The organism is Cupriavidus sp. USMAA2-4, assembly GCF_001854305.1.
GTDB classification, from domain to species: Bacteria; Pseudomonadota; Gammaproteobacteria; order Burkholderiales; family Burkholderiaceae; genus Cupriavidus; species Cupriavidus malaysiensis.
In genome coordinates, this window is the sequence record NZ_CP017749.1 from 2376803 (window position 1) to 2398518 (window position 21716).

General features: G+C 65.8%; 13 protein-coding genes and 3 rRNA genes. 12 read left to right on the forward strand and 4 right to left on the reverse strand.

The window, feature by feature from the left end:
* The first annotated feature begins 73 nt into the window (after positions 1–73).
* Positions 74–229: a hypothetical protein gene (locus tag BKK79_RS39510; protein WP_198173347.1), complete on the forward strand. Its 156-nt coding sequence runs from the start codon at positions 74–76 to the stop codon at positions 227–229.
* Between the two features lie 53 nt (positions 230–282).
* Entirely contained in the window at positions 283–1224 is a 942-nt protein-coding gene (locus tag BKK79_RS30470) for a LysR family transcriptional regulator (protein ID WP_071022763.1), read from the forward strand.
* A 48-nt stretch (positions 1225–1272) separates the two neighbouring features.
* Here the strand turns inward: BKK79_RS30470 and BKK79_RS30475 are convergent, their stop codons facing one another.
* Positions 1273–2178 (reverse strand): MurR/RpiR family transcriptional regulator, encoded by a 906-nt coding sequence (locus BKK79_RS30475; protein WP_071021233.1) that lies wholly within the window; start codon positions 2176–2178, stop codon positions 1273–1275.
* Between the two features lie 151 nt (positions 2179–2329).
* On the opposite strand from BKK79_RS30475, the gene BKK79_RS30480 reads away from it, so the two are divergent.
* Positions 2330–3475 carry a M20 family metallopeptidase gene (locus tag BKK79_RS30480; RefSeq protein WP_071040466.1) on the forward strand — a complete coding sequence of 382 codons (1146 nt, stop codon included), beginning with the start codon at positions 2330–2332 and terminating at the stop codon, positions 3473–3475.
* Positions 3476–3525: 50 nt separating this feature from the next.
* Positions 3526–4524, forward strand: a complete 999-nt coding sequence (locus BKK79_RS30485; protein ID WP_071021230.1) for a Bug family tripartite tricarboxylate transporter substrate binding protein — start codon at positions 3526–3528, stop codon at positions 4522–4524.
* A 161-nt stretch (positions 4525–4685) separates the two neighbouring features.
* Here BKK79_RS30485 and BKK79_RS30490 read toward each other — a convergent pair whose 3' ends face one another.
* From BKK79_RS30490 to BKK79_RS30500, 3 genes are all read right to left on the reverse strand, one after another.
* A complete protein-coding gene (locus BKK79_RS30490) occupies positions 4686–6299 on the reverse strand; it encodes a M20/M25/M40 family metallo-hydrolase (protein WP_084085671.1) in 1614 nt (537 codons plus the stop codon).
* Positions 6300–6616: 317 nt separating this feature from the next.
* The gene (locus tag BKK79_RS30495; RefSeq protein WP_071039700.1) at positions 6617–7366 is read right to left on the reverse strand and encodes a flagellar brake protein; all 750 of its coding nucleotides are present in this window, start codon (positions 7364–7366) and stop codon (positions 6617–6619) included.
* Between the two features lie 192 nt (positions 7367–7558).
* Positions 7559–7786, reverse strand: coding sequence for a hypothetical protein (locus tag BKK79_RS30500; RefSeq protein WP_071021225.1), 228 nt, complete (start codon positions 7784–7786; stop codon positions 7559–7561).
* 613 nt (positions 7787–8399) lie between these two features.
* Here BKK79_RS30500 and BKK79_RS30505 point away from each other — a divergent pair.
* From BKK79_RS30505 to BKK79_RS30540, 8 genes are all read left to right on the forward strand, one after another.
* Positions 8400–9497 carry a branched-chain amino acid aminotransferase gene (locus BKK79_RS30505; protein ID WP_071021221.1) on the forward strand — a complete coding sequence of 366 codons (1098 nt, stop codon included), beginning with the start codon at positions 8400–8402 and terminating at the stop codon, positions 9495–9497.
* Between the two features lie 628 nt (positions 9498–10125).
* Positions 10126–11657 (forward strand): 16S ribosomal RNA (locus BKK79_RS30510).
* Positions 11658–11986: 329 nt separating this feature from the next.
* Positions 11987–14865: ribosomal RNA gene (locus BKK79_RS30515) — 23S ribosomal RNA — on the forward strand.
* Positions 14866–14987: 122 nt separating this feature from the next.
* Positions 14988–15101, forward strand: a 5S ribosomal RNA gene (gene rrf, locus BKK79_RS30520).
* The 16S, 23S and 5S rRNA genes sit together here, the layout of an rRNA operon.
* 281 nt (positions 15102–15382) lie before the next feature.
* Complete coding sequence (locus tag BKK79_RS30525) at positions 15383–15865, forward strand: hypothetical protein (protein ID WP_071039701.1); 483 nt, start codon at positions 15383–15385, stop codon at positions 15863–15865.
* Positions 15866–16086: 221 nt separating this feature from the next.
* Entirely contained in the window at positions 16087–17412 is a 1326-nt protein-coding gene (locus BKK79_RS30530; protein WP_071039702.1) for a TolC family protein, read from the forward strand.
* Between the two features lie 2 nt (positions 17413–17414).
* On the forward strand, positions 17415–18575 hold the full coding sequence (locus BKK79_RS30535; RefSeq protein WP_071021212.1) for an efflux RND transporter periplasmic adaptor subunit: 1161 nt from the start codon (positions 17415–17417) through the stop codon (positions 18573–18575).
* 6 nt (positions 18576–18581) lie between these two features.
* Entirely contained in the window at positions 18582–21701 is a 3120-nt protein-coding gene (locus BKK79_RS30540) for an efflux RND transporter permease subunit (RefSeq protein WP_071039703.1), read from the forward strand.
* Positions 21702–21716: the final 15 nt, after the last annotated feature.

Here is a 21716-nt window from a genome sequence, read left to right on the forward strand (position 1 = left end):
CGGGCAGTGCACAAGTATTCCGAGCCACGGGCGTTTCATCAATGATCGGGATATGGGAAACTTGTTGCATTCAATGCAACACTCGCGCGACCGGCGCGACCGGCGCGACCGGCGCGACCGGCGCGACCGGCGCGACCGGCGCGACCGGCGCGACCGGCGCGACCGGCGCGACCGGCGCGAGGCACGTGCCGCGCCCGCCGCGCCCGCCGCGCTCGAGAAGACCGCATGACCGCATGACCGCATGACCGGAAGACCCGAAGACGGAGACTTGCCATGACGCTGATGGACGATCGGCTCGACACGCGCCGCGTGCGCTACTTCATGCAGGTGCTGGAGAGCGGTTCGGTGCGCGGCGCGGCCGAGGTGCTGGACATGGATCCGTCGGCGGTGAGCCGGGCCATCGGCGTGCTGGAGAAGGAGTGCGGCACGCGCCTGCTGGAGCGCCATGGGCGCGGCGTGATGGCCACCGAGGCCGGCCACCTGCTGGCGGCCTATGCGCGCAGCCAGCAGGGGCAGCAACAGCAACTGCTGGCCGAGATGGACAGCATCGAGAAGGTGGCGCGCGGGCATATCGACATCGTCGCCGGCGAGGGCTTCGTCGAGTGGATGATGCACCATAGCCTGCGCACTTTCATGCAGGCCCATCCCGGCATCACCGTGGACCTCGACGTGGCCAGCACCGACGACATCGTGCGCCGCATCGTCGACGGCACCGCCCACATCGGCATGGTGTTCCAGCCGCCGCACGATGCGCGGCTGCGCGCTCACCATGTCTATGCCCAGCCGATCGAAGCCCAGGTGCTGGCCTCCCACCCGCTGGCGCGGCAGCGCGGCCCGCTGCGGCTGCAGGATCTGTTGCCCTATGCGGGGGCCACGCTGCACCGCACCTTCGGCGTGCGCCAGCATATCGAGGCCGCCGAGATCAGCGAAGGCGTGCGCCTGCCGTCGATGCTGACCACCTCCTCGTTCAGCGCGCTCGGGCACTTCGTCATGGGCGGGCTTGGCTACGCGCTGTGCACGCGCATCGCGCAATGGTCGTCCTATGGCGACGAGCGGCTGGTGTCGCTGCCGATGGGCAACCCGCTGCTGTCGCAGGGGCAGGTCCAGGTGGTGTCGCGCCAGGGCCGGGCGCTGACGCCGGCCGCGGCCAGCCTGCTGCGGCAGATCGTGGCCGACATGCCAAGGTGGCTGCGGCGGGATGCCGGCCGGTGTTCCGACGCTTGAAGCCCTGATTCAGGACACCGGGCGCCGGTGCGACCGGCGGGTTTCCACTCAGCCTTTGCGCGTGCTTTCGACCAGGTCCGAGGCGAAGGCTTCCCACAGCGCGTCGCGGCGCTGCAGCGCATCGATGGTGGCGGGTTTGCGCAACTGCACCACCGCCGACACCAGCGCATTGCAGAGAAAGAACGCCGCCGTGTAGGAATCGAAGGGCGAGGCATTGGCGGTGCGCACCAGCAGGTGGTGGTCGGCCAGCGGCACCAGCGGCGCGGCCGGACTGTCGCACAGGGCGACGACGCGGGCGCCCTGTGCGCGGAAGACGCGCGCGATGCTGACCGGAGCGCGCGAATAGCGCCGGATGCTGAAGGCGAGCAGCACGTCGTCCGGCTTGAGCCAGAGCACGCCGTCGGTCGGCGTGACCGCACCGGCGCCGAGCTCGTGCACGTCGGGCCGGCACATGTTCAGGTGCAGCGCCAGCCAGGCGCTGACCGGCGCGCTGTTCTTCTGCGCCAGCACGAAGATGCGGCCCTTGGCCGTGGCGAGCAGGTGCGCGATGGCCTCGAAGGCCGCAAGATCCAGCGATTCATGGGTGGCGGCGAGATTGTGCTGGTCGTGGCGCAGGGCATCGTCCAGGCAGTCGCGCAGCGTGCGCTTGGCGCCGATGGCGGCGGGCGCGCGCAGGCCGGCGGTGGGCAGCGCCGCCGTCACGCTGGCGCGCGCTTCGCGCTGCGCGTCGGCATAGCTGGCGTAGCCCAGCTTGGCGAACAGCCTGACCACGGTCGAGGCGCTGGTGCCGTGCTGCGCGGCCAGCGCGGTGGCCGATTCCAGCAGCACATGCGGATAGCCCTGGCCCAGCGCGGCCGCCAGTTCGCGTTCCCGCGCCGTCAGCGTGGCCGCCTCGCGGGCCAGTCGGTCCAGCAGGGTGGCGTCGTCCGGCGTGGCCGGCTTGGAGGATTTCATCGGCTTGACATGTTTGCAATACGTATTGCATGATCGTATCACGTTTGCAATGGTCGAATCATCGACGGGACCCGCCGTCCGGAGCACAAGCCGCATGCAAGAGAACGAAGTGAACGAAGTGAACGAGTTCGTACCGGCCAGGGACAGTGGCATGGATAAAGAAGAGGAAGCGGTGCTGGCCTGGCTGGCCGGCCGCGAGTCGGCCATGCAGGCGCTGCTGCAGCGCATCGTCGACATCGACAGCGGCAGCCGCCAGGAGGCTGGCGTGACGGCGGTGGCCGAGGTCCTGGGCGCGCACCTGCGCGAGGCCGGCATGGCCGTGGCCTTCCATGCCGTGCCCGGCTTCGGCGTCTGCCTCGACGCCGGGCTGCCCGGTTCCGGCCAGGGGCGCCCGATCCTGCTGATGGGCCATATGGATACGGTCTACCCGGCCGGCACCGTCGCACGCAGGCCCTTCCGCATCGAGGCGGGGCGCGCCTACGGGCCGGGCGTGGCCGACATGAAGTCGGGCCTGGTGATGAACGTCTTCGTGGCCGAGGCGCTGGCGCGCCTGGGCCGCCAGGCGCCGCCGCTGCGCCTGTTCTTCTCCTGCGACGAGGAGATCGGCTCGGGCGCCACGCGCGAGCGCATCATGGAGGTGGCGCGCGGCGTGCGCACCGTGTTCAACGCCGAGCCGGGCCGCGTCAGCGGCAACCTCGTCACCGGCCGCAAGGGCTCGATGGTGGTGGCGTTCGAGGTGGAAGGGGTGGCGGCGCACGCCGGCATCAATCCGGCGCAGGGTGCGAGTGCGATCGACGCGCTGGCGCGCAAGATCGTCGCGCTGCATGCCCTCACCGACGCCGGGCAGGGCATCACCACCAATGTCGGCTGCGTGCAGGGCGGCATCGTGCCGAACATGGTGGCGCCGCAGGCGCAGGCCCAGCTCGACGTGCGCTTCACCGCCGATACCGACGTGGAGGCCCTGGTCGAGCGCATCCGCGCCATCGTCGAGGAAGAGTCCATCCCGCGCACGCGCGGCCGCATCACCGAACTGCGCCGCACCATGCCGATGGCGCGTACCCCGGACGCGCTGCTGGCGCTGTACCAGGGCAATGCCGAGCGGCTCGGCTTCCGCGTCGAAGGCGAATTCACCGGCGGCGCGGCCGACAGCGGCCTGACCGCCTCGGTCGGCACGCCCACGCTGTGCGGCACCGGCCCGGTGGGCGGCCACGCACATACCGAACGCGAGTACTGCGAGCTGTCGACCTTCGTGCCGCGCGCGCAGGCGCTGGCACTGACCATCCTCGGCCTGCGTTGAACGGCTGGATCCGGCCTTCCCCCAAGTTTCCTGGCTCTTCCTAATCTCCCATGCAGAAGCTGATCTCTACCCGTCGCCACTTCCTCCGCCTGGGCCTGGGCGCCGTGGCGCTCGCGGCCGCGCCGGCCGCCGTGCTGGCCCAGGGTGCCTGGCCTGCCAAGCCCATCACGCTGGTCGTGCCGTTCCCGCCGGGCGGCTCGGTCGACATCATGGCGCGCCAGTACGCCGACCCGCTGGCGCGCATCCTCGGCGTGCCGGTGGTGGTCGACAATCGCCCGGGCGCCGGCGGTTCGGTCGCCACGCAGTCGGTGGCGCGCAGCAAGCCCGACGGCTACACGCTGGTGGTGTCCTCGCAGAGCAGCCACCTGGCCAATCCGCTGACGCAGCCGCGCATCGGCTACGACCCGATCAAGGATTTCGAGAACATCGCCATCCTGGGGCGCCAGCCCAATGCGCTGGTGGTCCATGCCAGCCTGCCGGTGCGCACCTTCGCCGAGTTCCTCGCCTATGCGAAGAAGAACCCCGGCAAGCTCGACTACGGCAGCGGCGGCGCCGGCAGCATGGGGCAGCTCAATGTGGAGATGCTCAAGGCCAATACCGGCATCTATGCCACGCACATCCCCTATCGCGGCGGCTCGCAGCTCATCACGGCGGTGCTGAGCAATGAGGTGCAGTTCATCCTGGACAACCTGGTCATCATGCTGCCGCATATCAAGGACGGCAAGGTGCGCGCGCTGGCGGTGGCGTCCGAGCAGCGCCTGCCGCAGCTGCCCGACGTGCCGACCTTCGCCGAACTGGGCTATCCGCAGCTCAACCTGAGTTCCTGGACCGGCATCGCCGCGCCTGCCGGCACGCCGGAGCCGGTGGTGCAGAAGCTGTACCAGGCGGTGCGCCAGGCCGCCAGCGATCCCGCCATGCAGGCGGCGCTGCGCTCGCGCGGCGTGGTGCCGCCGGAGGACATGCCGCCGGCCGCCTTCGAGAAGATGATGGCCGAGCGGCTGCAGCGCTACGGCGAGGTGGTCAAGCGCGCCAAGATCTCGGCGGAATAAACGGGAGGACCCCGCCGGGCCATGGCGCGGTAGCGTATGGCGGGGTGTGGCATCGACGGGCGGCGGCCGGCACGGGAAACCGTGGCCTGCCGCCTTCGCATGGCGCGGCCGGCAAGGCGACGCCGGCGGTGCGCCGGCGATCGGGTCTCAGCGACAGGGTGTCAGCGGTAGGGCGTCTGCAGGATGCCCATCACCGTGCGGATGCCGTCGCGGTAGTTGCCCAGCCGCATGTTCTCGTCGTAGCTGTGCTGGTTGTTGTCGGCATTGACCAGCGGCACGATGACGAAGGGCGACTGCAGCGCCTGCACCGCGGCGCCGGTGGGTACCGTGCCGCCCATCATGCGGATCTGCACCGGCGCCTGGCCGTAGGTGGACTGCATGGCCTGCTGCAGCCAGCGGCTGACCGGGGCGTCGAGCGGTGTCCGCGCCGCCGAACTGGAGGCCGATACCTCGCCGGCGCTGAGCGAAGCCAGCTTGGGATAGCGCGCCCGCTCCTCCGCGCTCGGCTCGCCCTCGACCAGGTGGTAGCCCTGCTTCTGCACGTGTTCCTTGAGGCGGGCGAACAGGTATTCCGGGCTGGTCTCGGGCACCGTGCGGATGTCGATCTCCGCCAGCGCCGACGAGGGCACCACGGTGCGCGCCTTGGCGCCGACGTCGCCGGCGGCCATGCCGCGCACGTTCAGGCTCGGATACTGCATGGCTTCCTGGTAGTTGGCGCCGACCCGCTCGGCCGCGGCGATGCCCAGGCGGCGGCGCAGCGCCGCCTCGTCGTCCGGCACGGCGCTCATGATGCGGCGCGCTTCGTCGTCGAGCCTGACCGGGCTGTAGTAGCCCGGGATGGTGACGCGGCCCTCGTCGTCCTTCATGCTGGCCAGCAGGCTGGCCAGGCGCTGGGCGGGATTGGCCGAGTAGTTGCCATAGTGGCCGCTGTGCAGCTCCTGGCCGGCGCCGAATACCTTGAGCTTGACCAGCAGCACGCCGCGGTTGCCGAACACCAGCGTGGGCCGGTTGCTCTGGTGCATGGGGCCGTCGAAGATCACCATGCCATCGTTGCGCAGCAGCGCCAGGTTCTGGCCGATCACCTTGCCCAGCGAAGGCGAGCCCTTTTCCTCTTCCGAATCGAGCAGGACCTTGATGTCCACGGCCGGCTCGGCGCCGGCGGCCTTGAGTGCGTCGACGGCCGCCAGGAACATCACGATGGGGCCCTTGTCGTCCGAGGACGAGCGCGCGAACAGCCGCCACTCGGGATCGACCCGCTCGCCGTAGAGGTGCTCCAGCGGCAGCGCCTCCCACTTGCCGTCGGCCTGGCGCGCCTTCAGCACCGCCTCCCAGGGACTGCGCTGCGCCCACTGCGACGGCGTCACCGACTGGCCGTCGAAATGCATGTAGAACAGCACCGTCTTGCGCGGCGCCGCGCCGGCCGCCGCCGGCGCCTTGAGCTCGGCGTAGACCATCGGCTTGCCCTCGTTGGGCAGCTCGCGCGCGGTGAAGCCGCGCCGCGCGAAGGCCTGCACCAGCCAGGCGGCATTCTTCTGGATGTCGGCCGGCACGTTGGCGTCGTTCGGCATGGCCAGCAGTTCCACCCACTCGCGGTAGCTGCCGGCGGCGGCTCGCATGGCCGCCTGTTCCAGCGCGGCGCCGTCGAGCGTGGCGGCGCCGGCACCGGTGGCCAGCAGGGCCGCGCCCAGGGCGGCGGCCAGGGGCCAGGCGAGCGGGCGGCGCAGGGCGCGCGGGCGCTGGCGGTCGGTGCGGGGGGCTCGTATCGGGTCGTTCATCGTGTCCTCGTGGATCCGGGTCGGCTGCTGCGGTGCCTTGGTCTTGTCATCGGCCGGCAGGGTGGCCGGTGCAGCGCTCAGATGGTAGCGCGTCCCTTGCCTGCCGGGCCGCCGTTTCCGCGCCGGACGGCCTTCGACGGCGCCGCCGCGGGCGCCTCCACCGGGTTGCGCGAGGCCTGTGCATTGCGCGACGGCGATGCGCCCCGCTATCACGGCAAGGGCGTGCATCGCGCGGGGGCCGGGGATGGCCGCGCGCCATGCCGGCAGCGATGCTGCGCATCCGCTGCGACGCGGGGCTTGAGGCCGCGCGCGGGACGTCAGGCGGGCGGGGTTTCCAGCGGGGCTTCCAGCGGGATTTCCGGCGCGACTTCGAGCGCGAACACCAGGCGCTGCAATTGCCGCCGAGTGCCGGCGTCGAGATCGACGAAGATGCAGCCGACCTTGCGCCGAGCGTCCGCCTGCGGGGTGGCGGGGCCGTGCCGTACCACGCGCAGGCTGGCCTGCACGATGCCGAAAGGGCCGAAGTCCAGCGTGCAGTCCGGCAGCAGCCGTCCGGGCGCGAAGACGGCCAGCAAGCCGAGCGGCACGCGCAGGCCGACGCCGCTCAGCGACAGGTCGCGGATGTCCAGGCTCAGCGGCGGGCCACCAGCCTCATCTTCCCGCCGGCAGCGGAAGCCGCGCGCCGCCAGGCGGACGCGGAAATGCCTGCGCGCCTGCAGGTACTGCAGGCGCGCAGGCAAGGGAATGTGGAAGGCGGGCGTATTGCCCAGGCGGGTCACCTCGGGCGTGCCGGCGGCGAAGCGGATGGGCGTACCGCCCAGCGAGCCGCGCAGGCTCAGGCCGGTGGCGTTCAGCAGCCGTTCCAGTTCGCGCCCGTTGCGGCACCATTCGAGCACGCAGGCGCGCCGGTCCTCGTCGGCCAGCAGCAGGCGGGTCGGGATGCCGGCCGGCTCGAACAGCAGCGGCGTGCGCGTGCGGGCCAGTTCACGCAGCACACGGGCGATGCTTGCCGGCTCGTCGAGCCAGAAGTCGTCCTGCGCGGTGGCCGGCTGCACGGTCGGTGACATGGGGCGGATCGTAAACCATCATTTCGAGGGGATACGGGATTATCGCCTGCCTGTTGGCGGCATGGCGTGGCTGCCAGGCAACGTGCGCGGCGGCGCGTGCGGCGAGGTACCGGAAGCGGCACTGGAACGGCGGGGGAGGGTGGCGCGGCAAGGCCGCGCCCATCCGGCTCGGGCGGGGGTGCCCGTCGGCGCTCAGTGGGGGAAGCGGTCGTCGCCGTTGGCGATGTAGTGGCTGGCTTCCTCGCCCCAGTGGGTCATCTGGCGGGCGCGCGGCTTGATGGCGCCATCGACGTAGACATCGCGCTGGCCGGCATGGGCGGCCGAGTCGAAGGGGCGGGGGCCTTGCTGGGCGAAGACGGGGGTCGACAGCGCGCCGAGGGTGGCGGCCAGGGCCAGGAAGGAGAGTGCGGCTTTCTTCATTTTATTATCGGCGTCAGCGGATTCATGGGTTCGTGACGCCAGCATGTCATCAGGAGTGGCGGCATTATAGGGGTTTTCCCTAGACCGTGCAGGGCGAGTTTGCGGCGGCGCAATAATCCCCGCCAAGGACACCTTGGCTGTGACTCAAAGGCAGCTTTCCATGCGATCAGGGTCGTTCCGGGCGGCCGGGATCGGCCACAGGTGCTGCCATCGCCCTGGCGGGGGGGGGTGTCTCCGCGCGAGACTTCCGGGCCTCAAAAAAAGAGAGCCCGCGGGGCGGGCTCTGCGAAGGACCATCGTCACGGTCACTCACGCACGGCATGTCATGCGCTTGACATGGATAGCGGCAGTGCGGGCCTCGCCTTTTCCCCCACCGTAGCGGGGGGGAGGGCGCTAGTCCGGGCGCCGGGCTTGCCCTGGTGTCTTGTCAGGCTCTCGCGCGAAGGGTGGAGTGCCACGGCAGTGCGTTGCGATGGCCGTTTCCACCGTCGATTGTGCGGTGCTGCCCGCCGTCCGCTGCTGCCGGCACCAATACAGCGCCTCAATCTGCCTGCATTGGCGCACAATATCGGTCTCGGGCGTGTGTGAGCGCCTTGCATATTTGGGAGCCGGTATGAGCAGCAATGTCGAAGCAGTCTTTTCCATCGAACCCAGCCAACACCCCGTGGCCGCCGCGGAGCGTGCGCGTTTGCTGGAGAATCCCGCCTTCGGCAGGGTGTTCTCCGATCACATGGCGACCATCCGCTACACCGAGGGCAAGGGCTGGCACGACGCCAGGATCGCCGCGCGCGGCCCCTTCGAGTGCGATCCGGCCATGCAGGTGTTCCACTACGCACAAGAGATTTTCGAGGGGATGAAGGCCTATCGCCTGCCCGATGGCGGTGGTGCGCTGTTCCGCCCTGACGCCAATGCGCGCCGCTTCCGCAACTCGGCCCGCCGCCTGGCCATGCCGGAGCTGCCCGAGGCACTGTTCCTGGAGTCCGTGCGCGAACTGGTGCGCCTGGACCGCGAGTGGATTCCCACCGTGCAGGGCGGTTCGCTGTATCTGCGCCCTTTCATGATGGCTACCGAGGTGGCGCTGGGCGTCAAGCCGGCGGCCGAATACCTGTATTGCGTGACGGCCTGCCCGGTGGGCGCGTACTTCAAGGGCAGCAACCCGGCGGTCACCATCTGGGTGTCGGACAACTACACGCGTGCCGCGCCTGGCGGCACGGGCGAGGCCAAGTGCGGCGGTAACTATGCGGCCAGCCTGCTGGCGCAGGCCGAGGCCTCGCGCGAGGGCTGCGACCAGGTGGTCTTCCTCGACGCGGTCGAGCGGCGCTGGGTGGAAGAACTCGGCGGCATGAATGTCTTCTTCGTCTTCGACGATGGCTCGCTGCAGACGCCGCCGCTCACCGGCACCATCCTGCCCGGTATCACGCGCGAGTCGCTCATCGTCCTGGCCCGAGACATGGGCCTGACGGTACGTGAAGAGCCGTACTCGATCGACCAATGGCAGGCCGATGCCCGGAGCGGCCGCCTGCGCGAAGCCTTTGCCTGCGGCACGGCCGCCGTGGTGACGCCCATCGGGACGGTGAAGGGCCACAAGCACAACTTCACGATCGGCGATGGCGGCGCCGGCAACCTGACGATGCGCCTGAAGAACGCGCTGGTCGACCTGCAGCAGGGCCGCGCGGCAGATCCGCATGGCTGGATGGACCGCCTGTTCTAAGCCAGCTCCGGCCCGCGATCCGCTCGAGGGTTCCCCGTCCTGGTGCTGCGGCCGGCGCGCAAGGCGAGGCGGGGCCGCGGGGAGGGCTTCTGTTCCCGGATAGCCTGGGCCGGTCCAGGGTTCACCAGGGTATGAGCGGAGATGGCAAGCGGATAGAAGAGGCGCTTGGGATTTTTTTCTGAAAAGCCTTGCCAATTGGTTATCGAGGCATTAGTATTCGCCTCCCCGTTCGCAGCGCACCGCGTGACGGGGAGGGAATGGCAGGATTGGAGCGGCTCGAATGAGTGCGGCGTCCGAATAAAAGAAATTCTCGAAATCGCTTGATTGATCTCGAAAAATTCTTTATAGTCTCGTTCCTTCGCTGCAGACATAACGCAGCGGCAACGCAAACCGGCAAAGCCGGATGCGGCCCGAGAGGGTGGTTCTTTAACAAACAAACACCGATAAGTGTGGGTGCTTGATAATGAATGCGGAAGACCCCGGTCTTCTAGCTTGCAAATTATCAGTGCTCGCACAGTAAACATGTTTGGTTTCGTCTTCGGACGGAGCCAGTCAGTTTTCTGAGAGTGAGCGACCGCTCGAAAGAGCGAGGTTTGCGCAGGCAACTGCGCGGAACCACACAGAGATTGAACTGAAGAGTTTGATCCTGGCTCAGATTGAACGCTGGCGGCATGCCTTACACATGCAAGTCGAACGGCAGCGCGGACTTCGGTCTGGCGGCGAGTGGCGAACGGGTGAGTAATACATCGGAACGTGCCCTGTTGTGGGGGATAACTAGTCGAAAGATTAGCTAATACCGCATACGACCTGAGGGTGAAAGCGGGGGACCGTAAGGCCTCGCGCAATAGGAGCGGCCGATGTCTGATTAGCTAGTTGGTGAGGTAAAGGCTCACCAAGGCGACGATCAGTAGCTGGTCTGAGAGGACGATCAGCCACACTGGGACTGAGACACGGCCCAGACTCCTACGGGAGGCAGCAGTGGGGAATTTTGGACAATGGGGGCAACCCTGATCCAGCAATGCCGCGTGTGTGAAGAAGGCCTTCGGGTTGTAAAGCACTTTTGTCCGGAAAGAAATCCTTTGGGCTAATACCCCGGAGGGATGACGGTACCGGAAGAATAAGCACCGGCTAACTACGTGCCAGCAGCCGCGGTAATACGTAGGGTGCGAGCGTTAATCGGAATTACTGGGCGTAAAGCGTGCGCAGGCGGTTTTGTAAGACAGGCGTGAAATCCCCGGGCTCAACCTGGGAATGGCGCTTGTGACTGCAAGGCTAGAGTGCGTCAGAGGGGGGTAGAATTCCACGTGTAGCAGTGAAATGCGTAGAGATGTGGAGGAATACCGATGGCGAAGGCAGCCCCCTGGGACGTGACTGACGCTCATGCACGAAAGCGTGGGGAGCAAACAGGATTAGATACCCTGGTAGTCCACGCCCTAAACGATGTCAACTAGTTGTTGGGGATTCATTTCTTCAGTAACGAAGCTAACGCGTGAAGTTGACCGCCTGGGGAGTACGGTCGCAAGATTAAAACTCAAAGGAATTGACGGGGACCCGCACAAGCGGTGGATGATGTGGATTAATTCGATGCAACGCGAAAAACCTTACCTACCCTTGACATGCCACTAACGAAGCAGAGATGCATTAGGTGCCCGAAAGGGAAAGTGGACACAGGTGCTGCATGGCTGTCGTCAGCTCGTGTCGTGAGATGTTGGGTTAAGTCCCGCAACGAGCGCAACCCTTGTCTCTAGTTGCTACGAAAGGGCACTCTAGAGAGACTGCCGGTGACAAACCGGAGGAAGGTGGGGATGACGTCAAGTCCTCATGGCCCTTATGGGTAGGGCTTCACACGTCATACAATGGTGCGTACAGAGGGTTGCCAACCCGCGAGGGGGAGCTAATCCCAGAAAACGCATCGTAGTCCGGATCGTAGTCTGCAACTCGACTACGTGAAGCTGGAATCGCTAGTAATCGCGGATCAGCATGCCGCGGTGAATACGTTCCCGGGTCTTGTACACACCGCCCGTCACACCATGGGAGTGGGTTTTGCCAGAAGTAGTTAGCCTAACCGCAAGGAGGGCGATTACCACGGCAGGGTTCATGACTGGGGTGAAGTCGTAACAAGGTAGCCGTACCGGAAGGTGCGGCTGGATCACCTCCTTTCCAGAGCGTGCATTCCGAGTCGAGCACTCACACTTATCGGTTGTTTGTTGTTGCGGCCAGGACATGGCCAAATGCAAGTGCTTGATATCGAGCGCTTGCATTTGGCATTGCCAAGCGAAGAAATTCGGCTGTTCTTTAACAATATGGGATGTAGTAAAGGTGTCACGGCGTGTTGATGAGACGCGCAGTAGTTTAACGTGATACCGGGTTGTGATTGTATCAACCAAAGTATTTAAGTGATCGAAAGATGACTTGGAATACGGCACAAATGCGAGAACTCAACCTGTAATGAGCGTTTCAAGCGCGAGCTTGAGACACACTTGTTATAGGGTCAAGCGAACAAGTGCATGTGGTGGATGCCTTGGCGATCACAGGCGATGAAGGACGCGGTAGCCTGCGAAAAGCTTCGGGGAGCTGGCAAACGAGCTTTGATCCGGAGATGTCCGAATGGGGAAACCCGGCCCGTATGGGTCATCCCTTGCTGAATACATAGGCAAGGGAAGCGAACGCGGCGAACTGAAACATCTAAGTAGCTGCAGGAACAGAAATCAACCGAGATTCCCAGAGTAGTGGCGAACGAAATGGGAACAGCCTTGTACTCTTTAGCAGCATTGTTAGCAGAACGGGATGGAAAGCCCGGCCATAGCAGGTGATAGCCCTGTATGCGAAAACAGCGTTGTGGAACTAGGTGTACGACAAGTAGGGCGGGACACGTGAAATCCTGTCTGAAGATGGGGGGACCATCCTCCAAGGCTAAATACTCGTGATCGACCGATAGTGAACCAGTACCGTGAGGGAAAGGCGAAAAGAACCCCGGGAGGGGAGTGAAATAGATCCTGAAACCGCATGCATACAAACAGTCGGAGCCTGGAAACGGGTGACGGCGTACCTTTTGTATAATGGGTCAGCGACTTACATTCAGTGGCAAGCTTAACCGATTAGGGCAGGCGTAGCGAAAGCGAGTCCGAACAGGGCGTTCAGTCGCTGGGTGTAGACCCGAAACCAGATGATCTATCCATGGCCAGGTTGAAGGTGCGGTAACACGTACTGGAGGACCGAACCCACTAGTGTTGAAAAACTAGGGGATGAGCTGTGGATAGGGGTGAAAGGCTAAACAAATCTGGAAATAGCTGGTTCTCTCCGAAAACTATTTAGGTAGTGCCTCGTGTCTCACCTTCGGGGGTAGAGCACTGTCATGGTTGGGGGGTCTATTGCTGATTACCCCGCCATAGCAAACTCCGAATACCGAAGAGTGCAATCACGGGAGACAGACATCGGGTGCTAACGTCCGGTGTCAAGAGGGAAACAACCCAGACCGCCAGCTAAGGTCCCAAAGATTGGCTAAGTGGGAAACGAAGTGGGAAGGCTAAAACAGTCAGGAGGTTGGCTTAGAAGCAGCCACCCTTTAAAGAAAGCGTAATAGCTCACTGATCGAGTCGTCCTGCGCGGAAGATGTAACGGGGCTAAGCCAGTCACCGAAGCTGCGGACGCACGCAAGTGCGTGGTAGGAGAGCGTTCTGTAAGCCTGTGAAGGTGTCTTGTAAAGGATGCTGGAGGTATCAGAAGTGCGAATGCTGACATGAGTAGCGATAAAGGGGGTGAAAGGCCCCCTCGCCGTAAGCCCAAGGTTTCCTACGCAACGTTCATCGGCGTAGGGTGAGTCGGCCCCTAAGGCGAGGCAGAGATGCGTAGCTGATGGGAAGCAGGTTAATATTCCTGCACCGTCGTATGATGCGATGGGGGGACGGATCGCGGAAGGTTGTCCGGGTGTTGGAAGTCCCGGTCCCTGCAGTGGAGAAGGCGCTTAGGCAAATCCGGGCGCGGGATTCAAGGCTGTGGGGCGAGCGACCATGTGTCGCGAAGCAATCGGAAGTGGTTCCAAGAAAAGCCTCTAAGCTTCAGTCATACGAGACCGTACCGCAAACCGACACAGGTGGGCGAGATGAGTATTCTAAGGCGCTTGAGAGAACTCGGGAGAAGGAACTCGGCAAATTGGTACCGTAACTTCGGGATAAGGTACGCCCTGGTAGCTTGACTGGCCTGCGCCAGAAGGGTGAAGGGGTTGCAATAAACTGGTGGCTGCGACTGTTTAATAAAAACACAGCACTCTGCAAACACGAAAGTGGACGTATAGGGTGTGACGCCTGCCCGGTGCCGGAAGATTAAATGATGGGGTGCAAGCTCTTGATTGAAGTCCCGGTAAACGGCGGCCGTAACTATAACGGTCCTAAGGTAGCGAAATTCCTTGTCGGGTAAGTTCCGACCTGCACGAATGGCGTAACGATGGCCACACTGTCTCCTCCCGAGACTCAGCGAAGTTGAAGTGTTTGTGATGATGCAATCTCCCCGCGGCTAGACGGAAAGACCCCATGAACCTTTACTGTAGCTTTGCATTGGACTTTGAACCGATCTGTGTAGGATAGGTGGGAGGCTTTGAAACCGGGACGCTAGTTCCGGTGGAGCCGTCCTTGAAATACCACCCTGGTTTGTTTGAGGTTCTAACCTTGGCCCGTGAATCCGGGTCGGGGACAGTGCATGGTAGGCAGTTTGACTGGGGCGGTCTCCTCCCAAAGTGTAACGGAGGAGTTCGAAGGTACGCTTGGTACGGTCGGACATCGTACCTAAAGTGCAATGGCAAAAGCGTGCTTAACTGCGAGACCGACAAGTCGAGCAGGTGCGAAAGCAGGACATAGTGATCCGGTGGTTCTGTATGGAAGGGCCATCGCTCAACGGATAAAAGGTACTCTGGGGATAACAGGCTGATACCGCCCAAGAGTTCATATCGACGGCGGTGTTTGGCACCTCGATGTCGGCTCATCTCATCCTGGGGCTGTAGCCGGTCCCAAGGGTATGGCTGTTCGCCATTTAAAGAGGTACGTGAGCTGGGTTTAAAACGTCGTGAGACAGTTTGGTCCCTATCTGCCGTGGGCGTTGGAATCTTGACGGGGGCTGCTCCTAGTACGAGAGGACCGGAGTGGACGTACCGCTGGTGTACCTGTTGTCTCGCCAGAGGCATCGCAGGGTAGCTATGTACGGAAGAGATAACCGCTGAAAGCATCTAAGCGGGAAACTCGCCTGAAGATGAGGATTCCCTGGAGGCTTGACCTCCTTGAAGGGTCGTTCGAGACCAGGACGTTGATAGGCTGGGTGTGGAAGCGCAGTAATGCGTTAAGCTAACCAGTACTAATTGCCCGTAAGGCTTGATCCTATAACCAGTGTGTTTCACTGGTTGACGTATCGCGTGTGCCCAGAACGGTGCCGATACCTCACAACCAAGACTACATCCCTATTCGCTGCGACGGCTCAACCCCGGCGCAGCAACCCTTAATGCCTGGTGACCATAGCGAGTCGGAACCACCCCTTCCCATCCCGAACAGGACCGTGAAACGACTTTGCGCCGATGATAGTGCGGACTACCCGTGTGAAAGTAGGTCATCGCCAGGCTCTCCCTCCCGCAAAACCCCTCGACAGCAAACGCTGCGAGGGGTTTTGTCTTTGCGGCGTGCCGGAACGTCGAGATGTCATGACAGTCGTGACCCTGCATGGACGCCTGCCGGGATTGCTCAGGACTCCCTGGGGGCTGACGCGAACGGCAGGCATTGTCGCTTTCCAAGGAACGCAGAAGGGCTAGCGATGGTCTATGCCTTGCATTCCGTTACAATGTTGTCCTGCAGCAAGACGCCATCCCAAGTTCGTCGCAACGTCGGCTGCACCGTCTCTCCTCCATGCGCGCCCTCTACCTGCTGTTCGCCGTCGCCTGCCTTTGCCTGTTGTCTTTCGGGACGACGGTGCCGGCGCACGCTGCCGGCGGGGCCTGCCCGGCTGGCGGCGCGCATGCCGCGACCCGGCCGGCGCTGCCTGAGCCGACCGTCGAGCGGACGGCGGAGCGAGCCATCGACCGCACTGTCGAGCGCGTAGCGCAGGGCAGCATGCTCGAACTGGTGCTCGACGACGAGGATTTTCCCGACTTCGGTGAGCCCGAGATGGCGGCCTCCGACGAGCCGCCGCCCGGTTACTGTGATATCTGGGCGGCCGACCTGCTCGATCCGCTCGACGTCCTCGACGAAATCGAGGAATCCGGTGCGCTGTTCGTGCTGCCCCAGGTCAGCCTGGCACAGGCGCCCGATTTTCCCCCGTCTTCTTGCCCGGGCCGCGCTGACGCGCTGGCTGCGGCCTGCTTCAAGCCTCCCCGAAGCCTTTCCGCCTGAGGCGCCTCGCTGGCGCCGCGCGCTCGGCACCTGCGCGTGCCGCGCGTACCCGCTATTCCCATTCGACTGATTCCGCCGCACGGCCTGAGCGCTTGACCGCCTGAGGCCAGGCCCGTCCGCCCGTCCGCCTGTTCGCCAGTCGGCGAGGGCGGGAGCCGGCTTGCCGTCGCCCCTGGGGCGATGGTGGCTGGCGCACGGCCGTGCGGCCTGTTTGCCTGTCCATGAAGACCACCACCACGCTAGTCTTGACCGCGTCGCTCGCGTTCGCCTTGCCGCCGGCGCAGGCTGGGACGGCCGCCGCCAGCGCGCCCTCCGCGGCGGCTGCTGCCGCCCCGCCGGCCGCCGCGCGCTCCCCCGCCGACACCTTCTCCCTGTCCCGGCTCCTGGCGCTGGCGCAGTCGACCAACCAGGGGGCGCTCGCCGCCCAGGCCGGCGTCGACGCCGCCAGCGCGGCCGTCACCAGTGCCCGCGCCTATCCGAACCCGCAGGTCGAGGTGCTGTACGGCCGCCTGTCGGGGCGCACGGCCGGTGTGGCGAGCGGCAGCGCGCCCACCTATGCCATCACGCAGAAGTTCGACTACCCGCGGCAGCGCAGCCTGCGCGAAGAGATCGCGCGGCGCCAGCTCGATGCCACCCAGGCCGGCCGCCAGGCCTGGCGCGCGGACCTGTCGGCGCGCGTCAAGCAGTCCTTCTATGAGACCCTGCGCCGCGAGAGCGAGCTGGCCGCGGCACGCGAGGACCTGAGCATGATGCGGCAGATCCATGCCCGCGCCCGCCTGCGTGTCGACGTGGGCGAGGCGCCGCGCTATGAGCTGATCAAGGCCGAGACCGAACTGCTGACCGCGCAGAAGACCAGGCAGGCGGCGCAGCTGCGCGTGGAGCAGGCGCGCGCCGCGCTGCGCCAGCACGTGGGCGGTGCCATGCCGGCCGATTTCGCACTCAGCGGCTCGCTGGGCGATGCCGTGGCGCTGCCGCCGCTGCCGCGCCTGCGCGAGCAGCTCGGCAGCGAGAGCGCCGAGCTGGCGCAGCGCCGTATGGAGCTGGAACGGGCGCGGTTGGCGGTCGACTACCAGCGCTCGCTGCGCCTGCCCGAAGTGTCGCTGCGCGCGAGCACGGAGCGGCAGCCTGACAACACGGTCACCCAGGTCGGCCTGGTGCTGACCATTCCGCTGTGGGATCGCCGCAGCGGGCCGGTCAACGAGGCCGTGGCGCAGGCCGCCCAGGCGCGCAGCACGCTGGAGGCGCGCGAATTCGAGCTGAGCCAGGAACTGGAGACGGCCTATCACCAGATGGAGGCGGCCCAGGCCCAGGTCACGGCGCTGGAGTCCGGCATCGTGCGCCAGGCCGAGTCCGCGCTGGCCGTGGCGGAGTCCGCTTACCGCTTCGGCGAGCGCGGCATCCTCGACTACATCGACGCGCAGCGCGTGCTGCGCAGCGCCCGCGGCGAATTGATCGCCGCTCAGTACGAGCTGCAGCTCGCCGCCATCCAGATCGAGAAATTGCTGTCGACGGTGCCGTCGACGCCCGCATCCACCGGACTCCAATGACCATGCGCCCGAACTTTTCCCTTTCGCTGCTGGCTTGCGCCGCGGCCTTCGCCGTGCTGACCGGCTGCTCCGACCAAGCGGCCCCGGCGGCCGAGCCGGCCAGGCTGCCGCCGGGCATCGTCAAGCCCGAAGAGACACTGCAGAAGACGCTGAAGGTGGCGCCGGCCGCCACCAGCGCCTTCAGCGAGATGCTGCGCGTGGCCGGCCGCATCGATTTCGACGAGCAGCGCGTGGCGCGCATCGGCGCCAGTGTGACCGGCCGCGTCACCGACCTGTATGCCATGCTCGGCCAGGAAGTGAGGGCCGGCCAGGTGCTGGCGCGCCTGCACAGCAGCGAGCTGGGCACCGCGCAGATGGCCTTCCTCAAGGCCGAGGCGCAGACCGAGCTGCAGGCGCGCAACGCCGAGCGCGCGCGCCAGCTGTACGCCGCCGACGTGATCGGGCGCGGCGAGCTGCAGCGGCGCGAGAGCGAGTATGCGATCGCCTCGGCCGAGATGCGCGCCTACCGCGACCAGTTGCGCGTGCTGGGTATGTCGCAGGGTGCCGTCGCCGAGCTGGCCCGCAGCGGCAGCATCGACTCTTATTCACCGGTGTTCTCCAGTGTCAGCGGCACCGTGGTCGAGCGCAACGTGGCCCAGGGCCAGGTGGTGCAGCCGGCCGACGCGCTCTATACGGTGGCCGACCTGTCGCGCGTGTGGGTCGTGGCCGAAGTGCCGGAGCAGCAGGCCGCGCTGGTGGCGGAAGGGCAGAGCGTGGACATCGAGGTGCCGTCGCTGGCCAATGGCGCCGGTCACGACCGCATCACCGGCAAGCTGATCTACGTCGGCCGGGTGGTCAATCCGCAGTCGCGCACGGTGCTGGTGCGCACCGAGCTGGAGAACAAGGAAGGACGGCTCAAGCCGGCCATGCTGGCCAGCATGCTGATCGCCAGCAAGGCGGTGGACCAGCTGGTGGTGCCCGAGTCGGCCATCGTGCGCGACGGCGGCGATGAACTGGTCTACGTGGAGCAGCCTGGCGGACAGTATCGCCTGACCAAGGTCAAGCTCGGCGCCGAGAGCGATGGCATGCGCGTGGTGCAGGGCGGTATCCGCGCCGGCGACCGCATCGTGGTCGAGGGGGCCTTCCACCTCGACAACGAGCGCAAGCGACTCGAACAGGGGTAAGCCGCCATGATCCGATCCCTAGTACAGGCCGCCATCAAGCAGCGGCTGGTGGTGTGCGTGCTCGCCGTGGTGCTGTTCGCGTTCGGCCTGGGCGCGGCCAAGAAGCTGTCGGTGGACGCTTTCCCCGACGTGACCAATGTGCAGGTGCAGATTGCCACCGAGGCGATCGGCCGCTCGCCCGAAGAGGTCGAGCGCTTCGTCACGGTGCCGGTCGAGATGGCGATGACCGGTCTGCCGGGCCTGCAGGAAATGCGCTCGCTGAACAAGCCCGGGCTGTCGCTGATCACCCTGGTCTTCACCGATGCGACCGACGTCTACTTCGCCCGGCAACTGGTGATGGAGCGGCTGATCGAGGTGGGCGGGCGCATGCCGGAAGGCGTGGCACCGGTGCTGGGCCCGGTCTCGACCGGCCTCGGCGAGGTCTACCAGTACACGCTCGACCATGCCGATGACGGCGAGCGCGAGCTGACCCAGGAAGAACTGGCCGAGCGCCGCATCGCCCAGGACTGGGTGGTGCGCCCGCTGCTGCGCTCGATCCCCGGCGTCGCCGAGATCAACTCGCAGGGCGGCTACGTGCGCCAGTACCAGGCGCTGGTCAATCCCGACCGCATGCGCCACTACCAGGTCTCGGTGCAGCAGGTCTACCAGGCGCTGGCGCGCAACAATGCCAACTCCGGCGGTGGCGTGCTGCCGCACTACGCGGAGCAGTACCTGATCCGCGGCGTGGGCCTGGTGCGCGGCCTCGACGATATCGGCAGCATCGTGCTCAAGGAGATCGACGGCACGCCGGTCTACGTGCGCGACGTGGCCGAGGTCAAGATCGGGCACGAGGTGCGCCAGGGCGCGCTGATCAAGGACGGGCGGACCGAGGCGGTCGGCGGCATCGTGATGATGACGCGCGGGGGCAACGCCAAGGAGGTGGTGAGCCGGGTCAAGGCGCGCGTGGCCGAGATCAACGCGCGCGGCATGCTGCCGGGCAAGCTGCAGATCGTGCCTTACTACGACCGCAGCGAGCTGGTGGACGCCGCGCTGTGGACGGTGACCAAGGTGCTGCTCGAAGGGGTGGTGCTGGTGGTGATCGTGCTGTTCCTGTTCCTGGGCGACGTGCGCTCCTCGGTGGTGGTGCTGGCGACGCTGGTGCTGACGCCCCTGTTGACCTTCATGGTGATGAACCAGGTGGGGCTGTCGGCCAACCTGATGTCGCTGGGGGGGCTGGCGATCGCCATCGGCCTGATGGTGGACGGCTCGGTGGTGGTGGTCGAGAACGCCTTCGAGCGGCTCGGCCATCGCGACAAGACCGGCATGAGCAAGACCGAGATCCTGGTCAAGGCGGTCGGCGAGGTGGCCACGCCGGTGATCGTCGGCGTCGGCATCATCATCCTGGTGTTCCTGCCGCTGATGACGCTGTCCGGCATGGAAGGCAAGATGTTCGCGCCGCTGGCCTTCACCATCTCGATCGCGCTGGCGATCTCGCTGATCCTGTCGCTGACGCTGTCGCCGGTGCTGTCGTCCTACCTGCTCAAGGGCGGGGCCGAGCACGACACCCGCGTGATCGCCTTCCTCAAGCGCCACTACCTGCGCCTGCTGCACTGGGCGCTGGCCAACAGCCGCAAGACTGTTATCTGCGCGGTGGGCGCCTTCGCCGCCGCCATCGCGGTGGTGCCGCTGCTGGGTACTTCCTTCATCCCCGAGATGAAGGAGGGTTCGATCGTGCCGGCGCTGGATCGCGTGCCGAACATTTCGCTGGAGGAGTCGATCAAGCTGGAGAGGGAGGCCAACAAGCTGGCCTTGTCGGTGCCGGGCGTGAAATCGGTGGTGTCCGGCGTGGGCCGTGGCGAAAGCCCGGCTGACCCGCAGGGCCAGAACGAGTCGACGCCGATCGCCAGCCTGAAGGACCGCGACGAGTGGCCCGACGGCTGGACCCAGGACGATATCGCCAATGCCATCCGCGATAAGCTCAAGGCCATTCCCGGCGCGCAGATCGTGATGGCGCAGCCGATCTCCGACCGTGTCGACGAGATGGTCAGCGGCGTGCGCTCCGACGTGGCGGTCAAGGTCTTCGGCGACGACCTCGGCAAGCTGCGCGAGCTGGCCGGCGAGATCGCGCGCGTGGCCGGGGGCATCGCGGGGGCGCAGGATATCCGCATCGAGCGTGTCACCGGGCAGCAGTACCTGTCGATCGAGATCGACCGCCAGGCCATTGCGCGCTACGGGCTGAACGTATCGGATATCCACGACCTGATCGAGATCGCCATCGGTGGCAAGCGCGCCACCGACGTCTTCGAGGGCGAGCGCCGCTTCAGCGCGGCGGTGCGCCTGCCCGAGGCCTTCCGCGGCAATGTGCAGGCGATCCGCCAGTTGCTGGTGACGGCGCCCGACGGCGTGCAGGTGCCGTTGCAGAGCGTGGCGAAGATCGAGGTCAACGACGGTCCGGCGCAGATCAGCCGCGAGATGGGCAAGCGCCGCGTGGTGGTGATGATCAACGTCAACGGACGCGACCTGGGCGGCTTTGTCGGCGAGCTGCAGCAGGCCGCATCCGCCAAGGTCAAGCTGCCGGACGGCTACTATCTCGAGTGGGGCGGCCAGTTCCAGAACATGGAACGTGCCATGGGCCACCTGAAGATCATCGTGCCGGTCACCATCGCCGCGATCTTCTTCCTGCTGTTCCTGCTGTTCAACTCGCTGCGCCTGGCCACGCTGATCATCACCGTGCTGCCGTTCGCCTCGATCGGCGGCGTGATCGGCCTGTTCGTCACCGGCGAGTACCTGTCGGTGCCGGCCTCGGTGGGTTTTATCGCCCTGTGGGGCATGGCGGTGCTGAACGGCGTGGTGCTGGTGTCCTACATCCGCTCGCAGCGCGAAGCCGGCGTGCCGGTGGCCGAGGCCGTGGCACTGGGCGCGACCCAGCGCTTCCGCCCGGTGATGATGACGGCCACCATCGCCATGCTGGGCCTGGTGCCCTTCTTGTTCTCCAACGGCCCGGGCTCCGAGGTCCAGCGCCCGCTGGCGGTGGTGGTGATCGGCGGCCTGATCACCTCGACGCTGCTGACGCTGGTGATGGTGCCGGTGCTGTATCGCTGGTTCGACGACAAGAAGGCGGATCCGGTGCGGGACGCGCCCGTGTAAGCGCAGCCGCCAGCC